Consider the following 24,796-nt stretch of genomic DNA (forward strand, 5'->3'; position numbering starts at 1 on the left):
AGCGATGGCAACCGCAGAACCGTTCTCGGTGAAGGTCGCCTGGTAGTCGGCCCCGATCTTCAGGCTCGAGTTGTTGGCATCCAGATCCACCGTCGCCGCGTCGTTGGTGCCGGTGATGGTCACCGTCACCGTCCCCGTCGCCGTGCCGTCCTGGCTCGTCACCGTGAAGGTGTCGGTCACGACCTGACCCGCGGTCAGTTCGTTGTGCGCGGTCAGTTCGTTGTGAGCGCCGTTGCCGGCGTAGGTCCAGGCGCCGTCGGCGTCGATCGAGAAGTCGCCATAGGTGCCGGCCGCATTGGTCTGCGCCACCACATGCGCTTCACCCGTGTCAGGGTCGGTGATCGTCAGCTGGCCGCTGGTGTTCAGCGCCGCCGCCGCGTCGCCTTCGGTCACGGACTTCGAGTCCGAGCTCACCGTCGCCGCGTCGTTGGTGCCGGTGATGGTGACGGTTACGACCTGCGTTGCCGCCGAGCCATGGCCGTCGTTGACCGTTACGGTGTAGTGCTCGACCACGCTCTGGCCGTCGGCCAGGTACTGGGCGGCGGCGTTGTTGAGGGCGTAGTGCCATTGCACCGAGCCGTTGGCGGCGTTCGCGGCTTCACTGACAGGGTCAAGCGAGAAGGTGCCGAGCGCAGTCTCACCGGCGGTCGGCGTGAACGACGCAGTGTGGCCATCGCTGAGGTCGACGTCGTTGAAGGTGATCGTGCCGGCGGCGTTGAGCGAGTCAGTCGCCGAAGGTGTCGTGTTGGCATCTTCGACGACCGCACCGTTCTGTGCGCCGCTGGTGATCGAGACAATGTCATTCGTTCCAGTGATGGTGATGGTAAGCTGCGCAGTATCCGTGAGCCCATGCGGGTCACGGACGGTGTATGTAAACACCTCAGTGACTGTGACCCCGTCCGCCAGCGCGTTCGTGTCCACATCACCGTTGTTGAGCGTGTAGGTATAAGTTCCGTTCGCATTCAAGGTCAGTGAGCCATAGGTGCCCACCAACGGAGATCCGACGGTCCCCCCATTTCCAGATCCGGATTCCGGACCTGTCCGGACCGCCGAGACAACCAAGGACGGCTGGCCATCGTCCGCATCCGTATCGTTAGACAGCACGTTGCCCGCGGCTGTGGGATCGCCCGCTACAGGTGTATTTCCCGGGCCAACACCGGCCTCGCGCACCGGATCCGCGGCGTTGGTGTCGTCAATTCCGACAGGTGAGCCTGGGTCACGGGCGACGAAAACCTGCTCGATCGCGGAGACTTTCAAATTGATGCTGGTGAAGGTGAATTCTGCCTGACCTGCCTGTCCGGTATTCACGTTCGAGTTCGCGGCTATAAAGGCTCGAAACTGAGCAATCTCACCGTTAAGCGTCGTCATAAACGAAGCGTTATTGAGCTGATCATTGCTTAGATAGATGAAAAGCGTATCGATTTCGGCAGTGCCCTTGGCAGCATTCCCGTTGCCGCCATCATAGGCATCGTAGCCGGAAAAGATCGTTTGTCCGGCCGTCGTTCCCGTGCCGAAGACTTGGCCGCCGATCTTGTACTGATTTTCCCATGCTCGGTAGATAAGAGTGTCCGCCCCGGATCCGCCCAAGACCGTATCGAAGCCGGTGCCTCCATCGAGCGTGTCTGCGCCCGATCCGCCATTCAGGCGGTCGTTTCCAGCGCCCCCGGACAGCACGTCGTCTCCGCTGCCGCCAACTAGATTGTCGTTGCCGCTCGTGCCAACAGTCGAAGTGGCCATTTCTACCCCCTGCGGACAGACGCTCCCGGCGCCCGCCTATTGGCCGTCCGAGACGGCCGACTAACCATGCCGAAAAGATCGGCGCCCAGTCTAACGGGGAGAGGAAATGATCAAAGTGCCATGCAACCAGGCGCAACCCGACAGCCTGGCCCGTGGGCCAGCCATATTGGCAGCTCACAGACAGGCGGTGGCTCGATGGTGATGACTGCGACGGCTATAAATAACCGCGCTGCGTTTCCCCTGCCCCAGTAGCGCTGTAGCTCGTTGTTGCCGGTCGGGAGATAATTCGCGCTACCCCTATATATTAGGATATTATTAACTCTATCCCGGGAAGCGTCAACAGCCAACTCGATGAACAGTTAACGACAAAGGCGTACTTGTACGCGTTCGCGAAAAAACTTCATCGATCGATGGAAGTCTGGGCCAACAACGATCGGCAACTGCTGGAGCGAATCGGTCGGAGGCTGGTTGCGCATACAACCGTCTTGCCGCGCTTGCCGCCGTGCTCCGAAATCGTCGTCTCGACAGCGCACTCAGTTCGTCCTTGATCAAGACTGCCTCGGCCGTCCGGGCTGGCCCGATGCGGCTTCTAAGGCCGAGTGCATCGATTAGGTACGCCCCGTAGCGTGTTCTCATTATTCCGATTGCCGCCCGTCACTGATGGTGAACGTTGATTGCGTTCTGGTACTTAACGAAGGCCAGCCGCAAATGTTCGGCCCGCGTGACGGCGTGCTGGCGCAACTGCGCCGTCCCGAGCAGCAGTCAGCAGCGCCGCAGGTCCGGGTCGTGAGCTCTGAAAGGACGGGATCGTGACGGAAGCTGCCCTGTCATTGGAAATGCCGCCCCCACCGCCCGCCTGGCCGGCGGTGAGGGCCTACGTGTTCGGTGGCCTGACCGTCATCGGTCTGTTGTTCGGCTGCTTCGGCCTTTGGGCGGCGACAGCGCCGCTGACCAGCGCGGCGGTCGCGCCGGGTATGGTGAAGGTGGACAGCAACCGCAAGACCGTCCAGCACCTGGAGGGCGGCATCATCCGGGAAATCCTGGTCCGGGAAGGAGATGCGGTCAAACAGGGCCAGACATTGGTGCGCCTTGACGGGCTCGACGCGGAATCCGATCGCGATGCCGTGCGCGGCGAGCTCGACTCCGCGCTCGCCAGCGAAGCCCGCCTGACGGCGCAGCACGACGCCCTGAGCACAATTCCATCCCGGCGGACTTGTCGTCCAGGCGAAGCGAGCCGGGCGTCGCCGAGGCCATGGCCGGACAGGAGCGCATCTTCCGGGATCAGGCCAAGGTGCAGGCGTCGGAGGTCGAGGTCTGGCAGCAGCGGATCGCCCAGTACCAGGCTCAGATGTCGGCGCTCGCCGCGAGAGTTGCAGCCTTCGAGATCCAGTTACCGTATCTGCGGGAAGAGCTGGCGGACGCCCGCACACTTCTCAAGAAGGGCTATGGCGTGAAGTCCCGAGCGCTCCAGCTCGAGCGCCAGATCATCGCCGCCCAGGGCGAGGCCGACTCGAACCGCGCGAGTATAGAAAGCCTGCGACAGCAGGTCGCCGAGGCAAATGCACAGATCGACAATGGCCGGCTCTCGTATATCAAGAAGGCCGCCGAGGATCTGCGTGACGTTCAGACCAAACGCTCGGATCTCGAAAAGGCGCTTCAGAAGACCGGAGCGCGCGCAGCGCGCCGGGATGTCGTCGCGCCTGAGGATGGCGTGGTGATGAACCTTCGCTACTTCACGCCGGGCGGAGTTGTGGCTGCGGGCGGTGCTATTCTCGACCTCGTTCCCGTTCAGGACAAGATGGTGCTGGACGTCAAGATCCAGCCCCTGGACATCGATGTCGTTCGCCCTGGTCTGCCGGCGACGGTGCGCCTGGTGGCGTACAAGCAAAGGACCACGCCCACGGTGGAGGGCGCCGTTACCCGCGTTTCAGCCGACGCGGAGATCGACGAGCGCAGCGGAGCGACGTTTTTCAAGGCAACAGTCGAGGTGGGCGCCGATCAGCTCAAGAAGCTCCCTCAAGTAAAGCTATATCCGGGAATGCCGGTGGACGTCTCCGTTGTTACCGGCAGGCGAACCCTGCTCGAATATCTTTTCCAACCGGTTGCCGACAGTTTTGCTCACGCCTTTAAAGAGGAGTGAGCAGTAACAGGGTTTTGGTCAATTCGGCCCCTTCTTGCTCCCGGCGAGCCGACGCCGTCGCGCCGCAGATCATCGACACGGCGAAGCCGCTCGGCATCGCGGTCCACGACCACATCATCATCGGCCGCAAGGGCAATGCCTCGATGAAGGGCCTGCTGCTGATCTGAGGTGTTTTCCCGACGTCCGAGGATGCAGGGGAACGACGCTGTCTCCTCATCAGACAGTCGGCTCTGGAATTTCAACGGGAAATCGATCATGATGCGGTTTGGTATTTTCCCGGGATGCTTCGTGTTCCGGCGAAATACTGGAGGAACGGGACATGGCAGTAGTGCTTGTACTCGTTTTGATCGTCGTGGGCTCGGTGTTGTTCCACTTCCTGAGCCCATGGTGGTGGACGCCGATTGCCTCGAACTGGGACTATATCGACAACACCATCATCATCAGCTTCTGGATCACCGGCATCGTCTTTTCCGCTGTCGTGCTCTTTATGGCCTACTGCGTCTTCCGCTTCCGGCATCGGGAAGGCAATCGCGCGGCATATGAACCGGAGAACAAGCGCCTCGAATCGTGGCTGATGATCGTCACCGCTGCCGGTGTCACTGCCTTGCTGGTTCCCGGCCTGTTCGTCTGGAGCCGCTTCGTCAACGTTCCCAGCGAGGCCGCCGATATCGAGGTTATCGGTCAGCAATGGCAATGGAGCTTCCGCCTGCCCGGCAAGGACGGCAAGCTCGGCACGTCCGACACCCGCGACGTATCGGCTGAAAATCCGCTCGGCATCGCGCCCGGCGACCCCAACGGCCAGGACGATATCGTGGTCGAGGCGGCAGACCTGCACTTGCCGGTCGGCAAGCCGGTCAAGGTGCTATTGCGCTCGATCGACGTGCTGCACGATTTCTACATCCCGGAATTCCGCGCCAAGATGGACATGATCCCGGGTTCGGTCACCTATTTCTGGTTCACTCCAACCAGGACCGGAACCTTCCAGGTCTTGTGCGCCGAGTTGTGCGGCCAGGGACACCCGCTGATGCATGGCACGGTCGTGGTCGACACCGAGCAGGACTATCTGGCCTGGGTCGGCCAGCAGCAGACCTTTGCGCAATTGTCGGCGCCCAAGCAAACGGGCTCTGTGAACCAACCGTCAGGAAAGACGATGGCGTCCGGTTTGGACGTCGCGGCAAAGCTCGAAACGCTCGAGGCCCGCTGAACAGGGCGCGGAGGTGCTCCCATGGTCGACGTCACACCCGCAGATGCCGTTCCCCCCGCCGAAGTCGGGGAGGTGGAACTCTACCATCCGCACAGCTGGTGGACGAAATACGTCTTCTCGCAAGACGCCAAGGTCATAGCGGTCCAGTATTCGGCGACGGCAACGGCAATAGGCCTCGTCGCGCTGGTGCTGTCCTGGCTGATGCGCCTGCAGCTCGGCTTTCCCGGCACGTTCGACTTCATCACTCCGGAGGCCTATTATCAGTTCATCACCATGCACGGCATGATCATGGTGATCTACCTGCTCACGGCGCTCTTCCTCGGCGGCTTCGGCAACTACCTCATCCCGCTGATGGTCGGCGCCCGCGACATGGTCTTTCCCTATGTCAACATGCTGAGCTACTGGGTCTATCTGCTGGCGGTGCTGGTGCTGGTGTCGAGCTTCTTTGCGCCGGGCGGACCGACGGGCGCCGGCTGGACGCTCTACCCGCCGCAGGCGATCATGACCGGCACGCCGGGAGGCCAGGACTGGGGCATCATCCTGATGCTCTCTTCGCTCATCCTGTTCATCATCGGCTTCACCATGGGTGGCCTGAACTATGTGGTGACGGTGCTGCAGGGCCGCACGCGCGGCATGACCTTGATGCGCCTGCCGCTCACCGTCTGGGGCATCTTCACCGCCACCGTCATGGCACTGCTCGCCTTCCCGGCGCTGTTCGTTGCTTGTGTGATGATGCTGCTCGACCGCCTGCTCGGCACCTCCTTCTTCATGCCGGCGGTTGTCGAGATGGGCGAGCAGCTGCAGCACAATGGCGGCAGCCCGATCCTCTTCCAGCATCTGTTCTGGTTCTTCGGCCACCCGGAAGTCTACATCGTGGCGCTGCCGGCCTTCGGCATTGTCTCCGACCTGATCAGCACCCATGCGCGCAAGAACATCTTCGGCTACCGCATGATGGTCTGGGCCATCATCGCCATCGGCGCGCTGAGCTTCGTGGTCTGGGCGCACCACATGTATGTCAGCGGCATGCACCCCTATTTCGGCTTCTTCTTCGCCACCACCACCTTGATCATAGCCATTCCGACCGCCATCAAGGTCTACAACTGGGTGCTGACGCTGTGGCGCGGCGACATCCACCTAACCATACCGATGCTTTTCGCGCTCGCCTTCATCGTCACCTTCGTCAATGGCGGCTTGACCGGGCTCTTCCTCGGCAACGTGGTTGTCGACGTGCCGCTCTCCGACACGATGTTCGTCGTTGCCCATTTCCACATGGTCATGGGCGTCGCCCCGATCCTGGTGATCTTCGGCGCGATCTACCACTGGTACCCTAAGGTAACCGGCCGCATGCTCGACGAGACGCTCGGCCGCTTCCATTTCTGGGTGACCTTTCTTGGCGCCTATCTGATCTTCTTCCCCATGCACTATCTCGGCCTGATGGGCATCCCGCGGCGCTACGCCGAGCTGACCGACATGACCATCATGACGGAGTCGGCCCATCATCTGAACTCGTTCATCAGCATCATGGCCTTCATCGTCGGCTTCGCGCAGATGGTGTTCCTGTTCAACCTGATCTGGAGCATCCGCCATGGTCGCGAGGCCGGCGGCAACCCGTGGCGGGCAACGACGCTCGAATGGCAGACGCCCCATACGCCGCCTGCGCACGGCAATTTCGGCAAGGAGCTGCCGATCGTCTATCGCTGGGCCTATGACTACAGCGTTCCGGGCGCCAAGGAGGACTTCATCCCGCAGAACGTGCCTGGCTCCTTCGGCCTCGGCCCATCCAGGGAGCAACCATGAGCGTCATCCTGGTCTTCTTGGCTGTGATCGCCGGCTTTGCCGGATGGTGGCTTTCGCACCAGCGGCTGACGGCGAAGCCGTGGCTCGAGCAAGGCCTGGCGGGAGATTTCGTCAGCCTTGACCGGTCGGCCCTGCCCACCGCCAAGATCGGCCTCGGCGTCTTCCTCGCCGTCGTCGGCTGCCTGTTCTCGCTCTTCACCAGCGCCTACTTCATGCGCATGGGCCTGTCGGACTGGCGGCCGCTGCCGCTGCCGCGCCTGCTCTGGCTGAACACCGGCGTGCTGGTGCTGAGCAGCGTCGCGCTGCAATGTGCCGTGGTCGCCGCGCGCAAAGGCCAGATGGACATGGTCAGGCTCGGCCTTGCAACGGCCGGACTGACCGCCCTCGCCTTCCTTGCCGGCCAGTTGATGGCCTGGCGGCAGCTCACCGAAGACGGCTACCTGCTGGCCTCCAACCCGGCCAACAGCTTCTTCTATCTGATCACCGCAATGCATGGCCTGCACATATTGGGCGGGCTGGTCGGCCTCGGCAGGACGAGCGCCGGCGCCTGGAACGGAGCGCGGCCGGAGCGGCTGCGCCTCAGCGTCGAGCTCTGCGCCATGTATTGGCATTTCCTGCTTTTTGTCTGGCTCTGCATCTTCGCCGTTCTGGCCGGCTGGGCGGCGACGTTCATCGACATTTGCCAACGGCTGCTGACCTAGGAGACCGGCGATGGCCGAGACGACCCTGACACATACCGACCGGATGGCGCCCCGGCCAGCGGGCTGGCAAGGCATCGCCGCCGACTGGGCCTCGGACCAGCGCGCGTTCAAGAACGTGTCCTGGGGCAAGGCCATGATGTGGATCTTCCTGCTCAGCGACACCTTCATTTTCGGTTGCTTCCTGCTGTCCTATATGACGGCGCGGATCTCCACGCGCGTGCCGTGGCCGAATCCAAGCGAGGTCTTCGCCTTGCGCATCGGCGGCTCGGAAATCCCCCTCATCCTGATCGCCATCATGACTTTCGTGCTGATCTCCAGCAGCGGAACCATGGCCATGGCGGTCAATTTCGGCTACCGCCGCGATCGTCGCAAAACCGCGATCCTGATGCTTTTGACCGCCGCGCTCGGCGCGACCTTCGTCGGCATGCAGGCCTTCGAATGGACCAAGCTCATCACCGAAGGGGTGCGGCCCTGGGGCAACCCCTGGGGAGCCGCGCAATTCGGCTCGTGCTTTTTCATGATCACCGGCTTCCACGGCACCCACGTGACCATCGGCGTGATCTTCCTGATCATCGTGGCGCGAAAAGTCTGGCGCGGCGACTTCGACATCGGACGACCCGGTTTTTTCACCAGTCGCCGGGGCCGCTACGAGAATGTCGAGATCATGGGACTCTACTGGCACTTCGTCGATCTGGTCTGGGTGTTCATCTTCGCCTTCTTCTATCTTTGGTGAGAGGCGGGCTTTGAGAGGAAGACATGGCTGAAGCAACCGCAAACGGTCTCGGACAACACGCGCTGCACTCCACCCACGATGCGGTGGCCGCCGCCAAGGCGGACACGCATCAGGAACACCCGATCAAGCTCTATCTGGTGGTCTGGGCATGGCTGTTCATTCTCAGCACCTGCTCCTATCTAGTCGACTATTTCGGTATCGACGGTTACCTCAGATGGTCGCTTATCCTGATCTTCATGATGCTCAAGGCAGGACTGATCGTCGCCGTCTTCATGCATATGGCCTGGGAGCGGCTGGCGATGATGTATGCGATCATCCTGCCGCCGATACTGGTGCTGGTTTTCGTGACGATGATGGTCTTCGAGGCCGACTATACGCTTTTGACCCGTATCGCATTTTTCGGGCCCGGCCCCTGACGCGATTCGAGTCCGGCCGCAGCACGACCAGCCGGGCACAGTAGGGCCGGCCATGAAACCATAGGGCCGCCGGTCCGTTTTTGGTTTGGCGTGTGCGTCGTAAACTCAAGCAAAGGACGCGGACAATGACGATAGCAAACAGACTGAGAGACTTTATCGACGGCAAAGGCATCTCCTACGATACCGTCGGGCATCATCGAACCGCCACCAGCAGGCAGGCCGCCATTGCCGCGCACGTGCCCGGCAGCATGATGGCGAAGTCCGTGGTCGTTCACCATGAACTCGGCTATGCGCTGGCCGTGGTCCCAAGCACCCACAGGATCGAACTCGGCAAGCTGCAGGACGTTATGGACACCCGCCTCGGGCTCGCTTCCGAGGACGAGGTGGTATCGCTCTTCGATGATTGCGACATCGGCGCCATACCGCCGATCGGCGCGGCCTATGATGTGCCGGTCATTCTGGACGAAAGCCTGCGTGACGCCGCCGATATCTATTTCGAGGGCGGCGACCACAAGACGCTTGTTCATGTCAGCGGCAAGGATTTCCGCAATCTGACCACGGGCGCGCGTCAGGCACGGTTCAGCCACCCGGCCTTGTGAGAGAGTACCGGCGCTCTCGCCGGTACTCGTGACAGGGTTCGCTCAGTTCGCCGGTCTTGGGATGGCCGGCGCCTCCACCACCTTGCGATACACATGCCAGGTGGCATGGCCGAGGATTGGCAGCACGACCGCCAGCCCCGCGAACACCGGCAGCGATCCGATGATCAGCCCAACGGCGACGATAAGTCCCCAGACGGCCATTACGATCGGGTTCGTCAGCACCGCGCGCACCGAGGTGTGAATGGCTTCGTAGGCGCCGACATCGCGATCAAGCAGCAGCGGGAAAGCCACCACGGTGGTGCACAACACGACCACGGCGAATATGAACCCGATGGCGTGACCCAGCACGATCAGGGTCCAGCCGCGCCCGGTGGCGAATATCTCAGTGATGAAGCTGGACAGCGACGCCGGTGGCTCGGGGCCGAACAGCTGCTCGTAGAAAATCTTGGCGGTCAAAAGCCACGTGATGAAGATCGCAAACAGCATGATCCCGACCGCGGCGATGGCCGGCAGCGCCGGGGAGTTCCTGACCTCGAACGCGTGGCGCCAGGATATATCGAGACCGGCTTCCCGTCTGCGGCTGATTTCGTAGAGGCCGATCGCCGCGAACGGGCCGATCAGCGCAAAACCGGACACCAGCGGAAATAGCAGCGGCAGCGCGTTCGCCCCCGATGTCCAGGTCGCGAGCACCACGCCGACGAGCGGATAGATCATGCACAGAAACACGATGTGAGAGGGTTTGACCATGAAGTCGTCGATACCGCGCCTGAGTGCGTCGAAAAGATCGGATACACCGATCTTTCTCACTCTCGTGTGCTCCAGCGTTTCGCTGGCCCCTGCGATCACGTGAAAATTTGCCATGACCATTCCTCCAGACAAGGTCCGGCAAGGTCGCGGATTCACGGTGCTACCGCTCTGCGTGACTGGCCACCCAAACCGCGACCTGCACCGGCAGCCAACATACTCCTTCGTGCCCGATTTGTCGTCTTTTCATTGGAGCGGGTGCGGTGGCCGGCCAACGCTGCATACTGGTTCCAGAGGTTTTTTTGCGGTATTCTCCTATAGCGTCGCGCGCCCCTGAGGGGCGCGCAAAAGGACGCTGGATCACTTTGATTGGCCCATGATCCTTTCCCGATTTTCGGGGTCATGCGCCCGGTCGAAGGCGAACGTCATGGACACGCGGACGCTTCTCATACTCGGCCTTGGCATCGTTATTCTGCTGGTGTTGGGATTCTTTGCGCTGCCGGCATGACGGCGCTGGGCACGACACTCAGCAGCGCAATGGGCCGGGGCGAGCCGGCGACCACCGACAGAGCCCGGAAGGACCCGCTCACTTGGAAAACTGTTTCAGGTAAGCGATGACGTTGGCTATGTCCTGATCGCTCTTGAGCCCGGGAAACGCCATCTTCGTCCCTTTGACCATCGCCCTGGGATCGTGAAGATACTTTGTCAGCGTAGGCTCGTCCCATTTGATGCCGGATTTTCCGGCCTCGATCATGGCCGTGGAATAAGTGAAACCGGGATGCGTGCCTGCGGTGCGCCCGATGACGCCGTGCAGAGACGGGCCGACCTTGTTCTGGTCCTGGTCGGCAATGTGGCAGACCTTGCACTTGGTGAAGACCTTCTCGCCTGCGGCAGCATCCTGCGCCTGCGTTGGGCTTGCGAAGAAGGTCGTAGCAGACAAGACGATGAAAAGCGCGGTTGAGCGCATGGCACTTCCTCCCTGGCCGTCGTTTACGTCGGACGATCCGCACCGCGCCAGCCCCTGGCGTGCCCTGCACGGCAGAGCGGAATATCCGCGTCCCTTCAGTGGGATTGCGGCACCTACATACCACAGAATCGTCGCAATGGGTAAGAAAAAGCCAGCTTTTGCGAAGGTTTAGGCGTGTGCGGACAGGTCACGGCAGGTCGGTCTTGCAGCTTGAGGCCATCTGCCCGATCGCCTCGGACAGACCGGCAAGTTCGAAATCGGCCTCGCCGCGTCCGGACAGCAGGCCGAAGCGCCAGGACAGCAACAGCCGGTTCGCCGAAACCAGCCGCTTGATGCCGTCATCCCCTTCCCTGACCAGCAATTTGCCGCGAGGGCCAACGGACCAGCTTTCATCGATTTTGCTGCCACCGTCGACCATCACCGACATGGTGATCTTGCGGCTGGCCGAAACCGCGTCGTTGAGCTGCAGCCATTCGCTCCAGCGCGGTTCGCCGTCGGGCCGGCAGGCCAGCGTCAGGACCGGACTGTAGCCCAGCGCGCCGCCGCCGGTGATCAGCTTGTTGGTAGCGTAAAGCGACGCCGTCACCTGGCCGTCGCCGGCGGCGTCGACGCGCCAGTTGCCGAGATCGGGTCCGGCCTGTGCGACACGGGCCGTGGCAAGCAAGAGCGCCGCGGCAACGACCACGCCCTTCATCTTGAATGCCATAATCACCCGTGCCTCCGAACAACCCCGCGACATGCGATACCGCGCAGATAATCATCAACGTTCGGTATCGCCAGCAGCCGGCATTCATCTGAAGCCGATTGTGTTGCCGCGCGGCAACAACGAATGCGGTAACGAAAAAGGCCGCCTCAAGGGCGGCCTTTCGAAAATCGCGTTATTGAGCCGTATTACTCGGCGTCCTTGGCTGCCTTTTTCTTCGGCGCGGCCTTCTTCTTGGGCTCTTCCGCCTCGTCGGCGGCTTCGCCCGCCTTTGCTTCACTTGCCTTGGCCTCGGCCTTCTTCGAGGAAGCCTTCTTCGCCGGCTTCGCCTTGGTCGCGGTTTCAGCCTCCTCGTCGTCGGCCATCAGCTCTTCCTTGCTGACCTTGACGTCGTTGACCGAAATCTGGCCGAGCAGGTAGTCGACGACCTTCTCCTCGAACATCGGCGCGCGCAGCGAATTGATCGCTTCGGGATTGTTGCGATAGAACTCGAAGGCTTCCTGCTGCTGGTTGGCCGGGAAGCGGCGGACCTGCTCGAACAGGCCGCGCTGCAGCTCTTCGTCCGAGACGGTGACGCCGGCCTTCTCGCCAATCTCGGCGAGAACCAGGCCGAGACGCACGCGGCGTTCGGCCAGACGCATATATTCGGCGCGCGCCTCTTCTTCCGTCGTCTCCTCGTCGGCGAAGGTGCGGCCGGCAGCTTCGAGGTCGCGGTTGACCTGCGCCCAGATGTTGTTGAACTCGGCCTCGACGAGCTTTGACGGCGCCTCGAAGGAGTAGGCGGCATCGAGCTGGTCGAGCAGCTGGCGCTTCACCTTCTGGCGGGTCATCGAACCGAACTGGTTCTCGATCTGACCGCGCACGATCTCGCGCAGGCGCTCAAGCGATTCCAGGCCAAGGTTTTTGGCCGTTTCGTCGTTGATCTCCAGCGCGCCGGGTGCGGACACTTCCTTGACGCTGACGTCGAAGGTGGCTTCCTTGCCGGCCAGATGGGCCGCCTGGTAGTTTTCGGGGAAGGTGACGCTGATCTGCTTCTCATCGCCGGCCTTGGTGCCGATCAGCTGGTCCTCAAAGCCCGGGATGAATTCCTTGGAGCCGAGCACCAGCGGCTGGTCGGTGCCGGCGCCGCCGGCGAAGGCCTCGCCGCCGATCTTGCCGACATAGTCGATGCTCACGCGGTCGCCTTCGGCGGCCTTGCCATCCTTCGGCTCGTAGCTGCGCGCCGACTCGGCGACCCGCTTCACTTGGTCGTCGACTTCCTGTTCCGGCACGTCGTAAACTTGGCGCGTCACCTTGATGTCGGAGAAATCCTTGACCTCGATGGCCGGGATGACCTCGTAGTTGAGGCGGAACTCGAAGTCGGCGCCGCCGGCCAGGATCTTCTCGGCTTCCTTCTCGTCCTCGGTCATGATGACTTCGGGCTGCATGGCGGCCTTCTCGCCGCGGCCCGAGATGATCGAACGGGTCGAGTCGTTGAGGATCTCGTTGACGACCTCGGCCATGAACGACTTGCCGTACATCTTGCGCAGGTGCTGCACTGGCACCTTGCCGGGGCGGAAGCCGTTGATCCGCACCTTGTCGCGGGCATCGTTCAGCCGCGCCATCAGCTTGGCTTCCATGTCACCGGCCGGCACGGTGATCTTGATCTCGCGCTTGAGACCGGAGTTGAGCGTTTCGGTGACCTGCATCCTAAAACCTTTGTTTTCACCAATGAGGCTGCCAAACGGTTCTTAGCCGTTCACAGCCTGCCGGTATAATCTTGCCGGAAATGGCTTTTGGTACGGAACCTGGTGATTTGACCGCTAATGCGGCTCAACCTCTCCTGACCTGCGCTTCCAAAAATGTGAAGAAGTCTTTGTTTTTCCTACTTCTTCTTACATTCTGCAGAAGCGGATAGTCGCGTCCCGTCACATTCGACACGCCTTTTGTCACAGGCTAGGCTAATTTTCAACCATCTTCGCGATTAGGCGAATGACGGTGATCTGGACCCCGACATTGACAGAATGATGGCTACATGGGATTGCCGGGGAACGCGGATGTGGCGGAATTGGTAGACGCCCTGGATTTAGGTTCCAGTGCCGAAAGGCGTGGGGGTTCGAGTCCCTTCATCCGCACCAGCTTTTTCGCCGGCTACTAGCAAGTTTCCCGGGCGCATTCGAATTTTCTGCCAGGTACGTCGGCCCTCTCGTGCGGCCGCGATTGTCTCGGCGAAAGGCGGAGAAAATCCCGCCACGAAGAAACTCCGGCAAGGTCACGACTCCAAGCATCCTTCGAGTTTTCCCCAATCTCTCCGACATCAAACAATGCTCTTGAAATAGTCCGTTAACAGGTCCTTAGTTGCACCGGGTAGGTTGGGGCTTTGTGGGGTTGTGCGCGTAATTTCTGTAGTCTTGGGGGTTGGGTCGGCTGTCGCGGCCGCGACGTGTCAGGTTGAGGCTTTGGAGTACACTCCGGCTTCCCCTCCGGGCCAGCAGCCAATGCTTGTTGTCTCTGGTGAATTTGGCGCCAATGAACCCCTCAACACCTTTAGCAGCGCGGTTGTAGGCAGCGGGGCCAGGGTGATTGTATTCAATTCCCCTGGTGGCAACGTCGGCAGTGCGATTCGGTTGGGGCGTATGATCCGCGCGGCAGGGTTGGACACGCTTCAAGTTCGCCAATTGCAGTGTGCTTCAGCCTGCTCATTGGCCTTCTTGGGTGGCGTCCACCGCATTGCCGAACCAGGCTCTATCGGCGTTCATAGGGCGTCCTTTAAACCGGCTGACGGGATGTCCAACGAAGAAGCGGCGGCCCGTTTCCAGCTCGGAACGGCCGAAATTATATCCTATGTAATAGAGATGGGAGTGGACCCCAAGCTGATGGAGTTAGCTTCGAGCTATGACAAGCACGACATAAGATACCTATCTGCCAGCGAAATGGCAGAGTTGCGTGTGACCAATGTCGAAGCGAACCAATCGCCCGTGGGTACTTCGCAGGTGTCCACGAGACAAATTCCCGTGCCTGTGCGTGCGCCTGCACCCGATGCCGGACGTCAGATGGAGAGCGTTGCGGTCGCCTTCATCAAGGATCTCATCGAGCATCATGGCGACAACAACGACTTCGCCCTTGCTCAAGTCCAGGCGTCCTACGCTCCCACGGTCGACTACTATGGCAAGTTGACGACCCTAAGCTCGATCATTCAGGACAAGAGGAACTATTACCAGCGCTGGCCTGAACGCGGATACAGCGTCCGCGATGACAGCATTATGGTCACTTGCGCTGACGATCGCTGCGTGGTCTCGGGCCTCTATGACTGGGTTGTGCGCAGCCCTTCGACCCACAAGCAGGAAAAAGGCGCAGCAAACTTCAGCTATACGATATCGATTGGCCCCTATCCCAAAATCATCGCAGAGACAGGCAATGTTCAGCGATAAGCGGGACCATCATTGACGCCGACCGTCGCGCTGACGCCAGGACCCATACACTCTAATAAAGCGGCTCCTCGAACAGCGTTTTGTCGCCGTCCATCAGCGCCTTGATCTGCGCCGTGCCGTTGGCCGAGAGCGCCAGCTTGATGCCGAACGGCCGCACGCGCATGTCGTTCTGGATCGCCATCCCCTCGCCTTCCGGCAGATAGAAACGATCGATCCCGTATTCCGGCGCGATCGTCGTGTCGGGCGAACGCAGATCCCAGCCCTCGGTGACATGGCCGGCGATGTCTGCCTCGTCCGGGCCGGCCGGCGCCGGCGCCTGGCCGAACCACGCGGTCGTCGGCTGCCAATAGCCCTCGGCACCCTTCTTCAGCCGCACCACGATCGATGTGTCGTCGCTGAATGACTTGCCTTCCGGAATGTTGGCGATCAGCTTCACCGGGATCCGCGATATGCTGTTGTTGACTGAAATATAGTCGCCGCGCAGCAGATCGCGCGGATCGACGGGCTCGACCTTGAGCAGAACCTCCTTGCCATTGCGCAGGATCGCCGCGCGCCCGGCGATGATCCAGCTGAGGATGCCTATCTGGACGAGTGCCAGCACCAGCGCCGCGATGATCAGTCTTTTGCCGCTCATGCCGCTGCTCCTCCTCCGGCAGGCGTCTTCATGCGTTTTTCAACGCGGATGATGACCAGCGCCAGGATGCCGAGCAGCACGGCTGCGGACAGGAAGAAACCGGCCGTGTCGAGCATTGACTGCAACATCACCCCATAAATGATGGCGAGTTCGAAGGCGAAGCCGGCATAGGCCACCCAGCGCAGCCCCCTGCTCTCACGGCCGCCGAGCATGATCGCCGCGACGATGCCGACAAGCGCGGCCGCCGAGGCAATGGCAAAACCACTGTTGTAGCTCGCCTCATCGGCCAGTTCGAACTCGACCATTGCCAGGCCGGCAAGAAAGCCGACGAGCGCGTGCAAGGGCAGTCGGCCGCCAAGCTGCACGATTCTCTCGACGGGTTCGGCGGCGAAGATCGCCGCCGCAAACAGCAGCGCCGAGACGAGCACAAGCGGAATGGCGACCTGGAGCGTGTTGTGGTCTATGGCCAGCAGTGCCAGATAGAACAGGATCGACAGGATGATCAGGTGCCGCGCCGCCTGGCTGCGCGTCCAGAATGAAATGGCAAACAACACCAGTGCGATAGCGGCGAAGAGATACGGAAACTCGGCCGGCGGAAAAATCCGCCCCATTTGAGGAACAACCAGGCGTCGGCAATGCCGACGGAGGCGACGGTAAGCGGGTTCGAGCGCAGGGCAACCGCCGCCAGCGCCGTGCCGGCGCACCACGTCAGCAGCGCCGAGGCCTCGTCGCCCGACAGGTGGTACATCTGGCCGATCAGTGCGATCGACCCGCCGAAACCCGCGGCCGCGACGATCCATAGCGCCTCGCCGATCGCCGGGTGGTCGCGTGCCTTCAGAACGGCGCCGCCGACATAACCGCCGAGGATGACGGCAAACAGCGCCGCCACGCGCACCAGCCGCGGAATGGCTTCCCAGTTGGCGGCGACGAAGATGAGTATCGCTGCGCCGAACAGGAGCGCGGCCATCATCGCCAGGATCGAGCCGAAGCTCAGCGAGGTGCGCTCGTTGGCGGCCACGTCGCGCGCCAATGCGTCTGCCGTCGGCGCGTCGATCAGGCCCGCTTCCCGCCAGCGGGCGATATCCGCCCTCACCTTCGCCGCATAGCCCGCCATGCGCTTCCCCCAAGCTTGGTCATTCTTTTAGCCGGAACAGCCAACCCGTTGACGCAATGGCATTTTCCGATTCGGCCTTCTTTGTGTCGCAAGCGTGAATGGCCGTTAATGTTGCATTGCACAATTTGCATTGCTGCCATGCGCCAATGGCACTTTTAAACCGATATGATCCCACCTATTTTCCGTTCGTACACAAACGGAATGATCCGTACGAAAGACGAAACGAGCACTACCATGAACCTGATCCGCAACTACCGCAACTGGCGCCGCTACCGGGACACCGTTTCCGAGCTGAGCCGCCTGTCGAACCGTGAACTGACCGACCTCGGCATCAGCCGCAGCGACATCCACTACGTCGCCCGCAAGGCGGTCTAATCCGCTTCGGACCGCGAATGGTCCGAACCAGTTTTGAAAGAGTAAGACAATGAACCTGATCCGTAGCTACCGTAACTGGCGCGTTTATCGCGAGACGGTTTCCGAGCTGGGTCGGCTTTCGAACCGCCAGCTCCATGATCTCGGCATCGTCCGCGACGAGATCAAGATGATCGCCCGCAAGGCGGTTTGACAAGGAATTTCGCCAGGGTCGACCTCCTCCCCGACCCTGACGGATACGGTCAACCTTTACCTCCTCCCAAAGGTTGACCACCGAAACGGCGCCCGCCGGACCTCCTCCCCCGGCGGGCGTTGTTCTCCAGAAAGGATCCGCCCCTTTTCAATTGGCGGAAGGAATTTCGTCAAAGCCGACCTCCTCCCCGGCGATGGCGAATATGGTCGATCTTCACCTCCTCCCGAGGATCGACCCCAAAAACGACACCCGCCGGACCTCCTCCCCCGGCGGGTGTTGTTGTTTTGGAGGCAGTCTTCCGCATCAGCCGGGTCGAATCCGGTAATTGCAATCGCCGCGCCAAGCGACTATTTCGGCGCTCATGAGCACAAATCCCGTACACGTCATCGGCGGCGGCCTCGCCGGCTCCGAAGCTGCTTGGCAAATCGCTGAGGCCGGCGTCCCGGTCGTGCTGCATGAGATGCGCCCGGTGCGCGGCACCGATGCGCACAAGACCGACGGGCTGGCCGAGCTCGTCTGCTCCAATTCCTTCCGCTCGGACGATGCCGAGGCCAACGCCGTCGGCCTGCTGCATGCCGAAATGCGGCTCGCCGGTTCGCTGATCATGAGCGCCGGCGACGCGCACCAGGTTCCAGCCGGCGGCGCGCTGGCCGTCGACCGCGATGGCTTTTCCAACGCGGTCACCGCGAAGATCGAGGCGCATCCGCTGATCACCATCGTCCGCGAGGAAGTGCCCGGCCTGCCGCCGGCGGACTGGGACCAGGCGATCATTGCCACCGGCCCGCTGACGGCGCCATCGCTGGCGCAGTCGATCGCCGGGGCAACCGGCGCCGATGCGCTGGCCTTCTTCGACGCCATCGCCCCGATCGTCCATTTCGACACGATCGACATGAATGTCTGCTGGTTCCAGTCGCGCTACGACAAGGTGGGCCCAGGTGGCACCGGCAAGGACTACATCAACTGCCCGATGGACAAGGAGCAGTATCTCGCCTTCGTAGCGGCGTTGCTGGAGGGGCAAAAAACCGAGTTCAAGCAGTGGGAAGGCACGCCCTATTTCGACGGCTGCCTGCCGATCGAAGTGATGGCCGAGCGCGGCGTCGAGACGCTGCGTTACGGACCGATGAAGCCGATGGGACTGACCAACGTCCACAATCCGTCGGTCAAGGCCTATGCGGTCGTGCAGCTCCGCCAGGACAATGCGCTGGGCACGCTCTACAACATGGTCGGTTTCCAGACCAAGCTGAAGCATGCCGAGCAGGTGCGCATCTTCCGCACCATTCCGGGGCTTGAAAATGCGGACTTCGCGCGTCTCGGCGGCCTGCATCGCAACACTTACATCAACTCGCCGACACTGCTCGATCCGTCGCTGCAGCTGAAATCGCGGGCCGGCCTGCGCTTCGCCGGCCAGATCACCGGCTGCGAAGGCTATGTCGAAAGCGCGGCCATCGGCCTGCTCGCCGGCCGCTTCGCCGCCGCCGAACGGCTTGGCCAGCGGCCCTCGCTGCCGCCGTCGACCACCGCCTTCGGCGCGCTGCTCAACCACATCACCGGCGGCCATATAGTCTCCGACGACGAGCCCGGAAAGCGCTCTTTCCAGCCGATGAACGTCAATTTCGGCCTGTTCCCGCCGGTGGAAGCGCCGAAGGTCGAAGGCAAGCGCCTGCGCGGCAAGGACAAAACCGTCGCCAAGCGCCGCGCGATCACATCGCGCGCACTGGCTGATTGCAGGCAGTGGCTGGGGTTGCCGGCGCCGACGGCGCAAGCTGCCGCGGAATAGCCGCATGCCTGGATCCGAATTCGGCACGATCCCTCAGCTTCTGCCACCGGGCTGGCCGGAGAGTGAGGAACCCTTCGCTGGCGACTACGAGATCTTTTGGAGTGTCTACATCCGCTGCAACAACAGGCGGAAGTTGCGCGAGGTTCATATACCGGCACTTGAAGCGCTGATCGGCCAGCCCCATGGAGGCAAGGGCTGGGTGCTCGAAACGAAGACTACAACGAGAACCGCGATCGAAGCTTGCAAATGATCGTTGCCCTGCAGCGCCTCAAAGGCCCGTACAACGACCGATTCCTCGTTGATTTCATGAAGACACTCTATTCGCTGTCGCCGTCCTGGACTATCCAAGCCCGCCTCGATCCGTCACATCCTCACGGCGTGTATGTCAACGCGCGATTTGCACGAGAGACAGCCCCGGAGGCACCGGCAGTTGTCGATGCAATGGTAGAGTTGGAGGGCAGTTTCAGAGACGCCATGGGTGGCGAATCCGGGCGTTACCTTGGGACGGGTCAACGTATCGGCGGTGATTCTGCAGCGGGCGGATCGTGATAGATTAGCTACTCTGCCGGCTCCGCACCTGCCATCGGCAATCCCGGCTTGCCCGCCTCGCCTGGATTTCGCCTGACATAAGCCGCCTTCAGCGTCTCCGACGTGTCGCGCGATCCGTCATGGCTCCAGCCGGGTGGCTGGACGAGATAGTTGAGGCGCTGGCTAAGCGTCAGCCCCGGCATCAGCGTATCCTTGAACATGCCGATCCACTCGTGGAAGGCGACCTTCAGCAGATTGAAGGTGCCGATATTCTTGACGATGCCGTAGCGCGGCCGGTCGCTCTCCAACTCCTCGACGAAAGTACCGAACATGCGGTCCCAGATGATCAGCGTGCCGGCGAAGTTTGCGTCGAGATAGCGCGGATTCGTGGCGTGGTGGACGCGGTGATGCGATGGCCTGTTGAAGATGAATTCGAACCAGCCCCACATCTTGCCGATCGTCTCGGTGTGGATCCAGAACTGCCAGACGAGGTTGAAGCCGAAGGCGAAGGCGATCACCGCCGGATGGAAGCCGAGCAGCACCAGCGGCGCCTGCAGGATGAAGGTGAAAGTAAAGAGCCCGGTCCAGCTCTGCCGGAGCGCCGTCGAGAGATTGTAGTGCTGGCTGGAATGATGGTTGACATGTTCGGCCCACACCCAACGCACCCGATGCGCGATGCGGTGATAGACGTAGTAGCGCAGGTCATCGAGCAGGAAGGCGGCGACGAACACCCAGATCGACAGGCCGAGATTGAAGAAGCGGAACTGCCACAGCAGCGCCCAGTAGGACACGAGCCGAGCAAGAGGCCGGCAACGACGTTGCCCGTTCCCATCATCAGGCTGGTAAGCGTGTCGCGTGTCTCGAACGATCCCCTGGCGCGGCCTGTGCGCACCAGCCAGAGCTCGATCAGGATCGCGGTGACGAAGAACGGAATGGCTAGCTGGGTGACCTGCGGAAAATTGTAGTCGTCCATCACGCTGCCTTTCGGATCCGATCGTGGCCTTGCAGCGCCGCCGCCACGGCCAGCGCGTCGGCTTCGTTGGCAAAGGCAAACCGCCCGCCTTTCCAGGTGAAATCATCCATTCGCAGCAACACGGCGTTCCCTTCCCGCGCCAGAGCGAGAACATCACAGGCTCATGGGAAGCGGCTCCTCCGGCGGCTCGCATTTCTTTGACGCGAGTCCACGCGACGGAACCCCTAGCATGATTGACGTTTTACGTCAAAGGGGTGCCCAGCCGCGCATGGCATGACGCAAGAGCAGCCAGTGCCGGCGCAAGGTTGAGAGTGTCGCGGTGTCTGCGAGTGGAGATCGACCCGCTTTGTCCATCTTGTCGAGATAGGCGCGCGTCAGCGCCAGCGGCAGAAAAGCCGGGCGCAGTGAGGCCGGGAGAGCCAACGCGCCCTTCTCGAAAGCGCTGAGATGCTCCCGCGCCAGGGCCATCATCGCCGCCACCGCCCGCTCCGCGCCGGCACCACCCTCGCCTTTGACGAACTCTTCCGGTGTCGTACCCGCGGCCGCAAGGATATTGGCGGGCACGTAGCATTGGCCTCGCCTGCGATGCAGCGGCAACAGGAGCAGCAAGCCCGTGATCGCCTGCGCGCAGCCGGCCCTGCCCGCCAATTCGGCAAAGCGCGGCGCGGCAGCCGCATCGAGCACCATTGCCGCAAGCTGGATGAGCGCCGCGGCCGTCTCGCCGCAATACCCCTCCAGGTCGGTCCGCGATGGCATCGGGTCGTCATAGAGATCGAAAATGCGTGCTTCTAGCATGTTCTCGAAAGCGGCCTTCGGCAGATGATTGGCGGCGATCGCCGCCCTCAGCGCATCGGCGGTCGGATGACCGGTCTCCGCCCCGCCCTCGGCCATGATGACATCGCGCCACCATTGCAGCCTCACCTCGCCCGGCAGCGGCTCACGGATGCGGTCGCGAACGCTGGCGATCTCGGCATTGAAGGCATAGAGCGCAAGCAACGCGTCGCGCTTGTCGGTCGGCGCGTAGAGCGCGCAGAGATAGCGGTCAGGATCGGCGGTGCGTACCGCGTCCATGACGATGTTGGAAGTGCCGGCCATTCAATCGACGGCAATGAGCGCTGCGGCCACGGCGCGGTCCTCGGCCAGAAGCACGTTGTAGGTGCGCACGGCTGCGCCCGTCGACATCGGATCGGCCGAGATGCCGGCCGCTTTCAGCGCAGAGCGCAACGCCGCCGGCAGCGGCCGCAGATCCTTGCCGGTGCCGACCAGCAGGATTTCGACGTTGCCGGCCTGGGCGAACAGCTTGTCGAAGTCCGAAGCTTTCAGTGCCTGCGGATCGGCCGGCTCCCAGCCATGGATGCCCGACGGCAGGCAGAGCAGCGAGCCGCGATGCGACATGTCGGCAAAGCGGAACCCACCATTGCCATAGGCCTCGATCGGCGCCCTGCCCGGGAAATGCGCCTCGCGGATGACGATGCCTTTGGCCATGGGCCGGGCGGCGTCAGGTCGCCACGGCCTTGCCGTTCGCCGGCTTACTCTCTTCGGCGGTCGCGGCCTGCGGCCTGAGCTTGAAGAGGATCAGCAGCGGCGCGGCGATGAAGATCGACGAATAGGTCCCGAACACCACGCCGAACAGCATTGCCAGCGTGAAGGAGCGGATCACCTCGCCGCCGAACAGCACCAATGCCAACAGCGCCAGGATGGTGGTCACCGAGGTCAGCGTCGTTCGCGACAGCGTCTCGTTGATGGCGTTGTTCAACAGCTGTGGCAGCGGCATCTTCTTGTATTTTCGCAGATCCTCGCGGACGCGGTCATAGACGACGATGGTGTCGTTCAGCGAATAGCCGATGATGGTCAGGATCGCCGCCAGCGACGACTGGTTGAACTCAAGCCCGGATATGACGAAGAAGCCGATGGTCATCACCACATCGTGGACCGTGGCGACGATGGCGCCGACCGCGAACTGCCATTCGAAGCGGAACCAGACATAGAGCAGGATGCCGACCAGCGCGATCAGCATGGCGATCGTGCCTTGCTTGGCGAGTTCCCCGGAAACCGTCGGCCCCACCACCTCGACGCGGCGGAAATCATACTGGTCCTGCAGTTCGCCCCGCACTTTGTCGATGACGGTCTGCTCGGCGTTCTCGCCCGCCTGCTGCGTGCCGACACGGATCAAGACGTCGTTGGGCGCACCGAATTGCTGCACCTGGATCTCGCCGATGTTGAGCTCGGACAGCCGGCCGCGGATGTCGGCGAGATCGGCGTTGCCCTGCTTGGACTGCACCTCGATCATCGAGCCGCCCTTGAAGTCGATGCCGTAGTTGATGTCGATGGTCAGGAACCCGACGACCGACAGGATCGACAGCAGGCTGGACAAAGCGAATGTCCAGCGGCGGATGCCCATGAACGGGATCTTGGTTCCCGGCGGAATGAAGGTGACCGGCGCGCGCGGCAATTCCTTCGGGCGCGCTCGGCGCAGCCAGATCGACACCAGCATGCGCGTGAAGGTGAAGGCGGTGAACACCGTCGTCAGGATACCGATCGCGTAGGTGATCGCGAAGCCCTTGACCGGACCGGTGCCCAGCCAGAACAGCACCACGGTCGCGATCAACGAGGTGACATTGGAGTCGACGATCGTCGCCAGCGCCTTGGCGAAGCCGGTGTCGATCGACTGGATCACCGAGCGGCCGTTTCGTCGCTCCTCGCGGATGCGCTCGTAGATCAGGACGTTGGAGTCCACCGCCATGCCGATGGTGAGCACGATACCGGCGATGCCGGGCAAGGTGAGCGTAGCGCCCAGCAGCGAAAGCAGCGCCACGATCATCGCCACGTGGACGGCCAGCGCGATATTGGCGAGGAAGCCGAGGAAGCCATAGGCGACGAACATGAAGGCGACGACGAGGATCGAGCCGATCACGCCCGCCACCTTGCCGGCGTGGATGGAGTCCTGGCCGAGGCCCGGGCCCACCGTGCGCTCTTCGATCACCGTCAGCGTCGCCGGCAGCGCGCCGGCGCGCAGCAGCACGGCAAGGTCATTGGCGCTTTGCGGCGTGAAGTTGCCGGAGATCTGGCCGGTGCCGCCAAGGATCGGCTCGCGGATCTGCGGCGCCGAAATCACCTGGTTATCGAGGATGATGGCGAACAGCTTGCCGACATTTTGCGCCGTCGCCTGGCCGAAGCGGGTCGCGCCCTTGGAATCGAAACGGAACGAAACGACCGGCTCATTGGTCTGCGAATTGTAGGTCGCCTGCGCATCGACCAGATTTTCACCCGAAACGATGACGCGGTTCTCGATCAGGTACGGAACCGGTGGATCATCCTGCGAATAGAGGATCGAGGAGCCCGCGGGCGGACGGCCCTTCAGCGCGTCCTGCACAGGCATCGACTGGTCGACCATTTGGAATGTCAGCTTGGCGGTCTGGCCGAGGATTTCCTTCAGCCGCTGCGGATCCTGCAGGCCCGGCACCTGCACCAGGATGCGGTCGTCGCCCTGCCGCTGCACGATCGGCTCGGTGGTGCCGAGCTCGTTGACGCGCCGCTCGACCACTTCGATCGACTGCGTCAGCGCTGTCGAGGTGCGGTACTTCAGGCCGGCGTCGGTGACGGTGAATTTGAGTAAGCCGGGCTCGGAATCATCCAGCGCCATTTCCTGGATGGAGCCGCCGCTGAACAGTCCCGCCGCCACCGGATCGGTCAGCGGCCTCAGCACCTTCTTGGCTTGATCGAGCTGAGCCGGGTCCGTGATGCGCACCTGCACGGTGCGGCCGGAGCCGGAAAGGCCGGTGTAGTTGATCTTCGGATTGGCGTCGCGCAGCAGCGTCCTGATCTCGTCGCGCGTCGTCTCCATCCTGTCCTTGATCAGATCGTTCTGATTCATTTCGAGCAGGATGTGCGAGCCGCCCTGAAGGTCGAGGCCGAGCGTCATCTGCCGCTTCGGCACCCAGCTCGGCAGTTGCGCCAGTGTGCTTGCCGGGAACAGGTTGGGCGCGGCGAGGATCACTGTGACGGCCACGGCCAGCCAGATCAGGATCATCTTCAGGCGCGAGAAATAAAGCAT

Annotated in this window: 23 protein-coding genes, 1 tRNA gene and 3 pseudogenes; 15 read left to right on the forward strand and 12 right to left on the reverse strand. The window is 62.1% G+C overall.

What is annotated here, in order from left to right; all coding sequences use genetic code 11:
• Window positions 1–1,737 (reverse strand): VCBS domain-containing protein (locus AU465_RS08720; protein ID WP_210325035.1); only part of this gene is annotated, 1,737 nt, incomplete at its 3' end.
• An 827-nt stretch (window positions 1,738–2,564) separates the two neighbouring features.
• A complete protein-coding gene (locus AU465_RS38015) occupies window positions 2,565–2,918 on the reverse strand; it encodes a hypothetical protein (protein ID WP_246505936.1) in 354 nt (117 codons plus the stop codon).
• Here AU465_RS38015 and AU465_RS08730 point away from each other — a divergent pair.
• The 8 genes and pseudogenes from AU465_RS08730 to AU465_RS08765 all read left to right on the forward strand — a co-directional run bounded on the left by AU465_RS08730 (window position 2,846) and on the right by AU465_RS08765 (window position 9,327).
• Window positions 2,846–3,877, forward strand: coding sequence for an HlyD family type I secretion periplasmic adaptor subunit (locus tag AU465_RS08730; protein ID WP_312891227.1), 1,032 nt, complete (start codon window positions 2,846–2,848; stop codon window positions 3,875–3,877). The two genes, AU465_RS38015 and AU465_RS08730, sit on opposite strands and share 73 nt — an antisense overlap.
• An 11-nt stretch (window positions 3,878–3,888) precedes the next feature.
• Window positions 3,889–4,044 (forward strand): annotated as a pseudogene (locus tag AU465_RS37095) (JAB domain-containing protein); the annotation flags it as partial.
• Window positions 4,045–4,196: 152 nt separating this feature from the next.
• On the forward strand, window positions 4,197–5,081 hold the full coding sequence (locus AU465_RS08740) for a cytochrome c oxidase subunit II (RefSeq protein ID WP_192245924.1): 885 nt from the start codon (window positions 4,197–4,199) through the stop codon (window positions 5,079–5,081).
• A gap of 21 nt (window positions 5,082–5,102) precedes the next feature.
• Window positions 5,103–6,878, forward strand: coding sequence for a cytochrome c oxidase subunit I (gene ctaD, locus AU465_RS08745; protein ID WP_192245926.1), 1,776 nt, complete (start codon window positions 5,103–5,105; stop codon window positions 6,876–6,878).
• Window positions 6,875–7,579 (forward strand): cytochrome c oxidase subunit 3, encoded by a 705-nt coding sequence (locus AU465_RS08750; protein ID WP_192245928.1) that lies wholly within the window; start codon window positions 6,875–6,877, stop codon window positions 7,577–7,579. Before ctaD ends, AU465_RS08750 begins: the two co-directional genes overlap by 4 nt.
• 10 nt (window positions 7,580–7,589) lie before the next feature.
• Window positions 7,590–8,312, forward strand: a complete 723-nt coding sequence (locus tag AU465_RS08755) for a heme-copper oxidase subunit III family protein (RefSeq protein ID WP_192245930.1) — start codon at window positions 7,590–7,592, stop codon at window positions 8,310–8,312.
• A gap of 23 nt (window positions 8,313–8,335) precedes the next feature.
• A complete protein-coding gene (locus AU465_RS08760; protein ID WP_192245932.1) occupies window positions 8,336–8,728 on the forward strand; it encodes a cytochrome C oxidase subunit IV family protein in 393 nt (130 codons plus the stop codon).
• A gap of 125 nt (window positions 8,729–8,853) precedes the next feature.
• On the forward strand, window positions 8,854–9,327 hold the full coding sequence (locus AU465_RS08765; RefSeq protein ID WP_192245934.1) for an aminoacyl-tRNA deacylase: 474 nt from the start codon (window positions 8,854–8,856) through the stop codon (window positions 9,325–9,327).
• Between the two features lie 42 nt (window positions 9,328–9,369).
• Here the strand turns inward: AU465_RS08765 and AU465_RS08770 are convergent, their stop codons facing one another.
• From AU465_RS08770 to tig, 4 genes are all read right to left on the reverse strand, one after another.
• Window positions 9,370–10,188, reverse strand: a complete 819-nt coding sequence (locus tag AU465_RS08770; protein ID WP_192245936.1) for a DUF2189 domain-containing protein — start codon at window positions 10,186–10,188, stop codon at window positions 9,370–9,372.
• A 469-nt stretch (window positions 10,189–10,657) separates the two neighbouring features.
• Window positions 10,658–11,038 carry a c-type cytochrome gene (locus tag AU465_RS08775; protein WP_192245937.1) on the reverse strand — a complete coding sequence of 127 codons (381 nt, stop codon included), beginning with the start codon at window positions 11,036–11,038 and terminating at the stop codon, window positions 10,658–10,660.
• A gap of 187 nt (window positions 11,039–11,225) precedes the next feature.
• Entirely contained in the window at window positions 11,226–11,744 is a 519-nt protein-coding gene (locus AU465_RS08780) for a hypothetical protein (protein ID WP_192245938.1), read from the reverse strand.
• Window positions 11,745–11,929: 185 nt separating this feature from the next.
• Entirely contained in the window at window positions 11,930–13,429 is a 1,500-nt protein-coding gene (gene tig, locus AU465_RS08785) for a trigger factor (protein WP_192245939.1), read from the reverse strand.
• Window positions 13,430–13,773: 344 nt separating this feature from the next.
• Here tig and AU465_RS08790 point away from each other — a divergent pair.
• Window positions 13,774–13,858, forward strand: a tRNA-Leu gene (locus AU465_RS08790).
• 360 nt (window positions 13,859–14,218) lie between these two features.
• Window positions 14,219–15,151 (forward strand): COG3904 family protein, encoded by a 933-nt coding sequence (locus tag AU465_RS08795; RefSeq protein WP_192245941.1) that lies wholly within the window; start codon window positions 14,219–14,221, stop codon window positions 15,149–15,151.
• Between the two features lie 52 nt (window positions 15,152–15,203).
• Here AU465_RS08795 and AU465_RS08800 read toward each other — a convergent pair whose 3' ends face one another.
• Both AU465_RS08800 and AU465_RS08805 read right to left on the reverse strand, forming a co-directional pair.
• A complete protein-coding gene (locus tag AU465_RS08800) occupies window positions 15,204–15,785 on the reverse strand; it encodes a GDYXXLXY domain-containing protein (RefSeq protein ID WP_192245942.1) in 582 nt (193 codons plus the stop codon).
• Window positions 15,782–16,899, reverse strand: a pseudogene (locus AU465_RS08805) (DUF2157 domain-containing protein). The gene AU465_RS08800 and the pseudogene AU465_RS08805 overlap by 4 nt, the downstream one beginning before the upstream one ends.
• Window positions 16,900–17,133: 234 nt before the next feature.
• On the opposite strand from AU465_RS08805, the gene AU465_RS08810 reads away from it, so the two are divergent.
• The 5 genes from AU465_RS08810 (at window position 17,134) to AU465_RS08830 (ending at window position 19,790) form a co-directional block, all read left to right on the forward strand.
• The gene (locus tag AU465_RS08810) at window positions 17,134–17,274 is read left to right on the forward strand and encodes a DUF1127 domain-containing protein (RefSeq protein ID WP_006335194.1); all 141 of its coding nucleotides are present in this window, start codon (window positions 17,134–17,136) and stop codon (window positions 17,272–17,274) included.
• Window positions 17,275–17,323: 49 nt separating this feature from the next.
• Window positions 17,324–17,464: a DUF1127 domain-containing protein gene (locus tag AU465_RS08815; protein ID WP_071096637.1), complete on the forward strand. Its 141-nt coding sequence runs from the start codon at window positions 17,324–17,326 to the stop codon at window positions 17,462–17,464.
• 361 nt (window positions 17,465–17,825) lie between these two features.
• Window positions 17,826–19,241 (forward strand): methylenetetrahydrofolate--tRNA-(uracil(54)-C(5))-methyltransferase (FADH(2)-oxidizing) TrmFO, encoded by a 1,416-nt coding sequence (trmFO, locus tag AU465_RS08820; RefSeq protein ID WP_192245944.1) that lies wholly within the window; start codon window positions 17,826–17,828, stop codon window positions 19,239–19,241.
• Between the two features lie 4 nt (window positions 19,242–19,245).
• A complete protein-coding gene (locus tag AU465_RS08825) occupies window positions 19,246–19,491 on the forward strand; it encodes a hypothetical protein (protein WP_192245945.1) in 246 nt (81 codons plus the stop codon).
• Entirely contained in the window at window positions 19,488–19,790 is a 303-nt protein-coding gene (locus AU465_RS08830) for a hypothetical protein (RefSeq protein ID WP_192245947.1), read from the forward strand. Before AU465_RS08825 ends, AU465_RS08830 begins: the two co-directional genes overlap by 4 nt.
• A gap of 8 nt (window positions 19,791–19,798) precedes the next feature.
• Here the strand turns inward: AU465_RS08830 and AU465_RS08835 are convergent.
• From AU465_RS08835 to secDF, 4 genes and pseudogenes are all read right to left on the reverse strand, one after another.
• Window positions 19,799–20,742: pseudogene (locus tag AU465_RS08835) on the reverse strand (sterol desaturase family protein).
• A 246-nt stretch (window positions 20,743–20,988) separates the two neighbouring features.
• Window positions 20,989–21,837, reverse strand: a complete 849-nt coding sequence (locus tag AU465_RS08840; RefSeq protein WP_192245949.1) for a phytoene/squalene synthase family protein — start codon at window positions 21,835–21,837, stop codon at window positions 20,989–20,991.
• Complete coding sequence (locus tag AU465_RS08845) at window positions 21,838–22,227, reverse strand: Mth938-like domain-containing protein (protein WP_192245951.1); 390 nt, start codon at window positions 22,225–22,227, stop codon at window positions 21,838–21,840.
• Between the two features lie 13 nt (window positions 22,228–22,240).
• On the reverse strand, window positions 22,241–24,796 hold the full coding sequence (secDF, locus tag AU465_RS08850) for a protein translocase subunit SecDF (protein ID WP_192245953.1): 2,556 nt from the start codon (window positions 24,794–24,796) through the stop codon (window positions 22,241–22,243).

Source organism: Mesorhizobium silamurunense, from assembly GCF_014843905.1.
GTDB lineage: Bacteria > Pseudomonadota > Alphaproteobacteria > Rhizobiales > Rhizobiaceae > Mesorhizobium > Mesorhizobium silamurunense.

What these genes read in the sequence shown, in the direction of transcription:
- AU465_RS08740 (WP_192245924.1), top strand. Translation starts at nt 4,197, where the DNA reads ATGGCAGTAGTGCTTGTACTCGTTTTGATCGTCGTGGGCTCGGTGTTG.
- ctaD (WP_192245926.1), top strand. Translation starts at nt 5,103, where the DNA reads ATGGTCGACGTCACACCCGCAGATGCCGTTCCCCCCGCCGAAGTCGGG.
- AU465_RS08750 (WP_192245928.1), top strand. Translation starts at nt 6,875, where the DNA reads ATGAGCGTCATCCTGGTCTTCTTGGCTGTGATCGCCGGCTTTGCCGGA.
- AU465_RS08755 (WP_192245930.1), top strand. Translation starts at nt 7,590, where the DNA reads ATGGCCGAGACGACCCTGACACATACCGACCGGATGGCGCCCCGGCCA.
- AU465_RS08760 (WP_192245932.1), top strand. Translation starts at nt 8,336, where the DNA reads ATGGCTGAAGCAACCGCAAACGGTCTCGGACAACACGCGCTGCACTCC.
- AU465_RS08765 (WP_192245934.1), top strand. Translation starts at nt 8,854, where the DNA reads ATGACGATAGCAAACAGACTGAGAGACTTTATCGACGGCAAAGGCATC.
- AU465_RS08770 (WP_192245936.1), bottom strand. Translation starts at nt 10,188, where the DNA reads ATGGCAAATTTTCACGTGATCGCAGGGGCCAGCGAAACGCTGGAGCAC.
- AU465_RS08775 (WP_192245937.1), bottom strand. Translation starts at nt 11,038, where the DNA reads ATGCGCTCAACCGCGCTTTTCATCGTCTTGTCTGCTACGACCTTCTTC.
- AU465_RS08780 (WP_192245938.1), bottom strand. Translation starts at nt 11,744, where the DNA reads ATGGCATTCAAGATGAAGGGCGTGGTCGTTGCCGCGGCGCTCTTGCTT.
- tig (WP_192245939.1), bottom strand. Translation starts at nt 13,429, where the DNA reads ATGCAGGTCACCGAAACGCTCAACTCCGGTCTCAAGCGCGAGATCAAG.
- AU465_RS08795 (WP_192245941.1), top strand. Translation starts at nt 14,219, where the DNA reads ATGCTTGTTGTCTCTGGTGAATTTGGCGCCAATGAACCCCTCAACACC.
- AU465_RS08800 (WP_192245942.1), bottom strand. Translation starts at nt 15,785, where the DNA reads ATGAGCGGCAAAAGACTGATCATCGCGGCGCTGGTGCTGGCACTCGTC.
- AU465_RS08810 (WP_006335194.1), top strand. Translation starts at nt 17,134, where the DNA reads ATGAACCTGATCCGCAACTACCGCAACTGGCGCCGCTACCGGGACACC.
- AU465_RS08815 (WP_071096637.1), top strand. Translation starts at nt 17,324, where the DNA reads ATGAACCTGATCCGTAGCTACCGTAACTGGCGCGTTTATCGCGAGACG.
- trmFO (WP_192245944.1), top strand. Translation starts at nt 17,826, where the DNA reads ATGAGCACAAATCCCGTACACGTCATCGGCGGCGGCCTCGCCGGCTCC.
- AU465_RS08825 (WP_192245945.1), top strand. Translation starts at nt 19,246, where the DNA reads ATGCCTGGATCCGAATTCGGCACGATCCCTCAGCTTCTGCCACCGGGC.
- AU465_RS08830 (WP_192245947.1), top strand. Translation starts at nt 19,488, where the DNA reads ATGATCGTTGCCCTGCAGCGCCTCAAAGGCCCGTACAACGACCGATTC.
- AU465_RS08840 (WP_192245949.1), bottom strand. Translation starts at nt 21,837, where the DNA reads ATGGCCGGCACTTCCAACATCGTCATGGACGCGGTACGCACCGCCGAT.
- AU465_RS08845 (WP_192245951.1), bottom strand. Translation starts at nt 22,227, where the DNA reads ATGGCCAAAGGCATCGTCATCCGCGAGGCGCATTTCCCGGGCAGGGCG.
- secDF (WP_192245953.1), bottom strand. Translation starts at nt 24,796, where the DNA reads ATGCTTTATTTCTCGCGCCTGAAGATGATCCTGATCTGGCTGGCCGTG.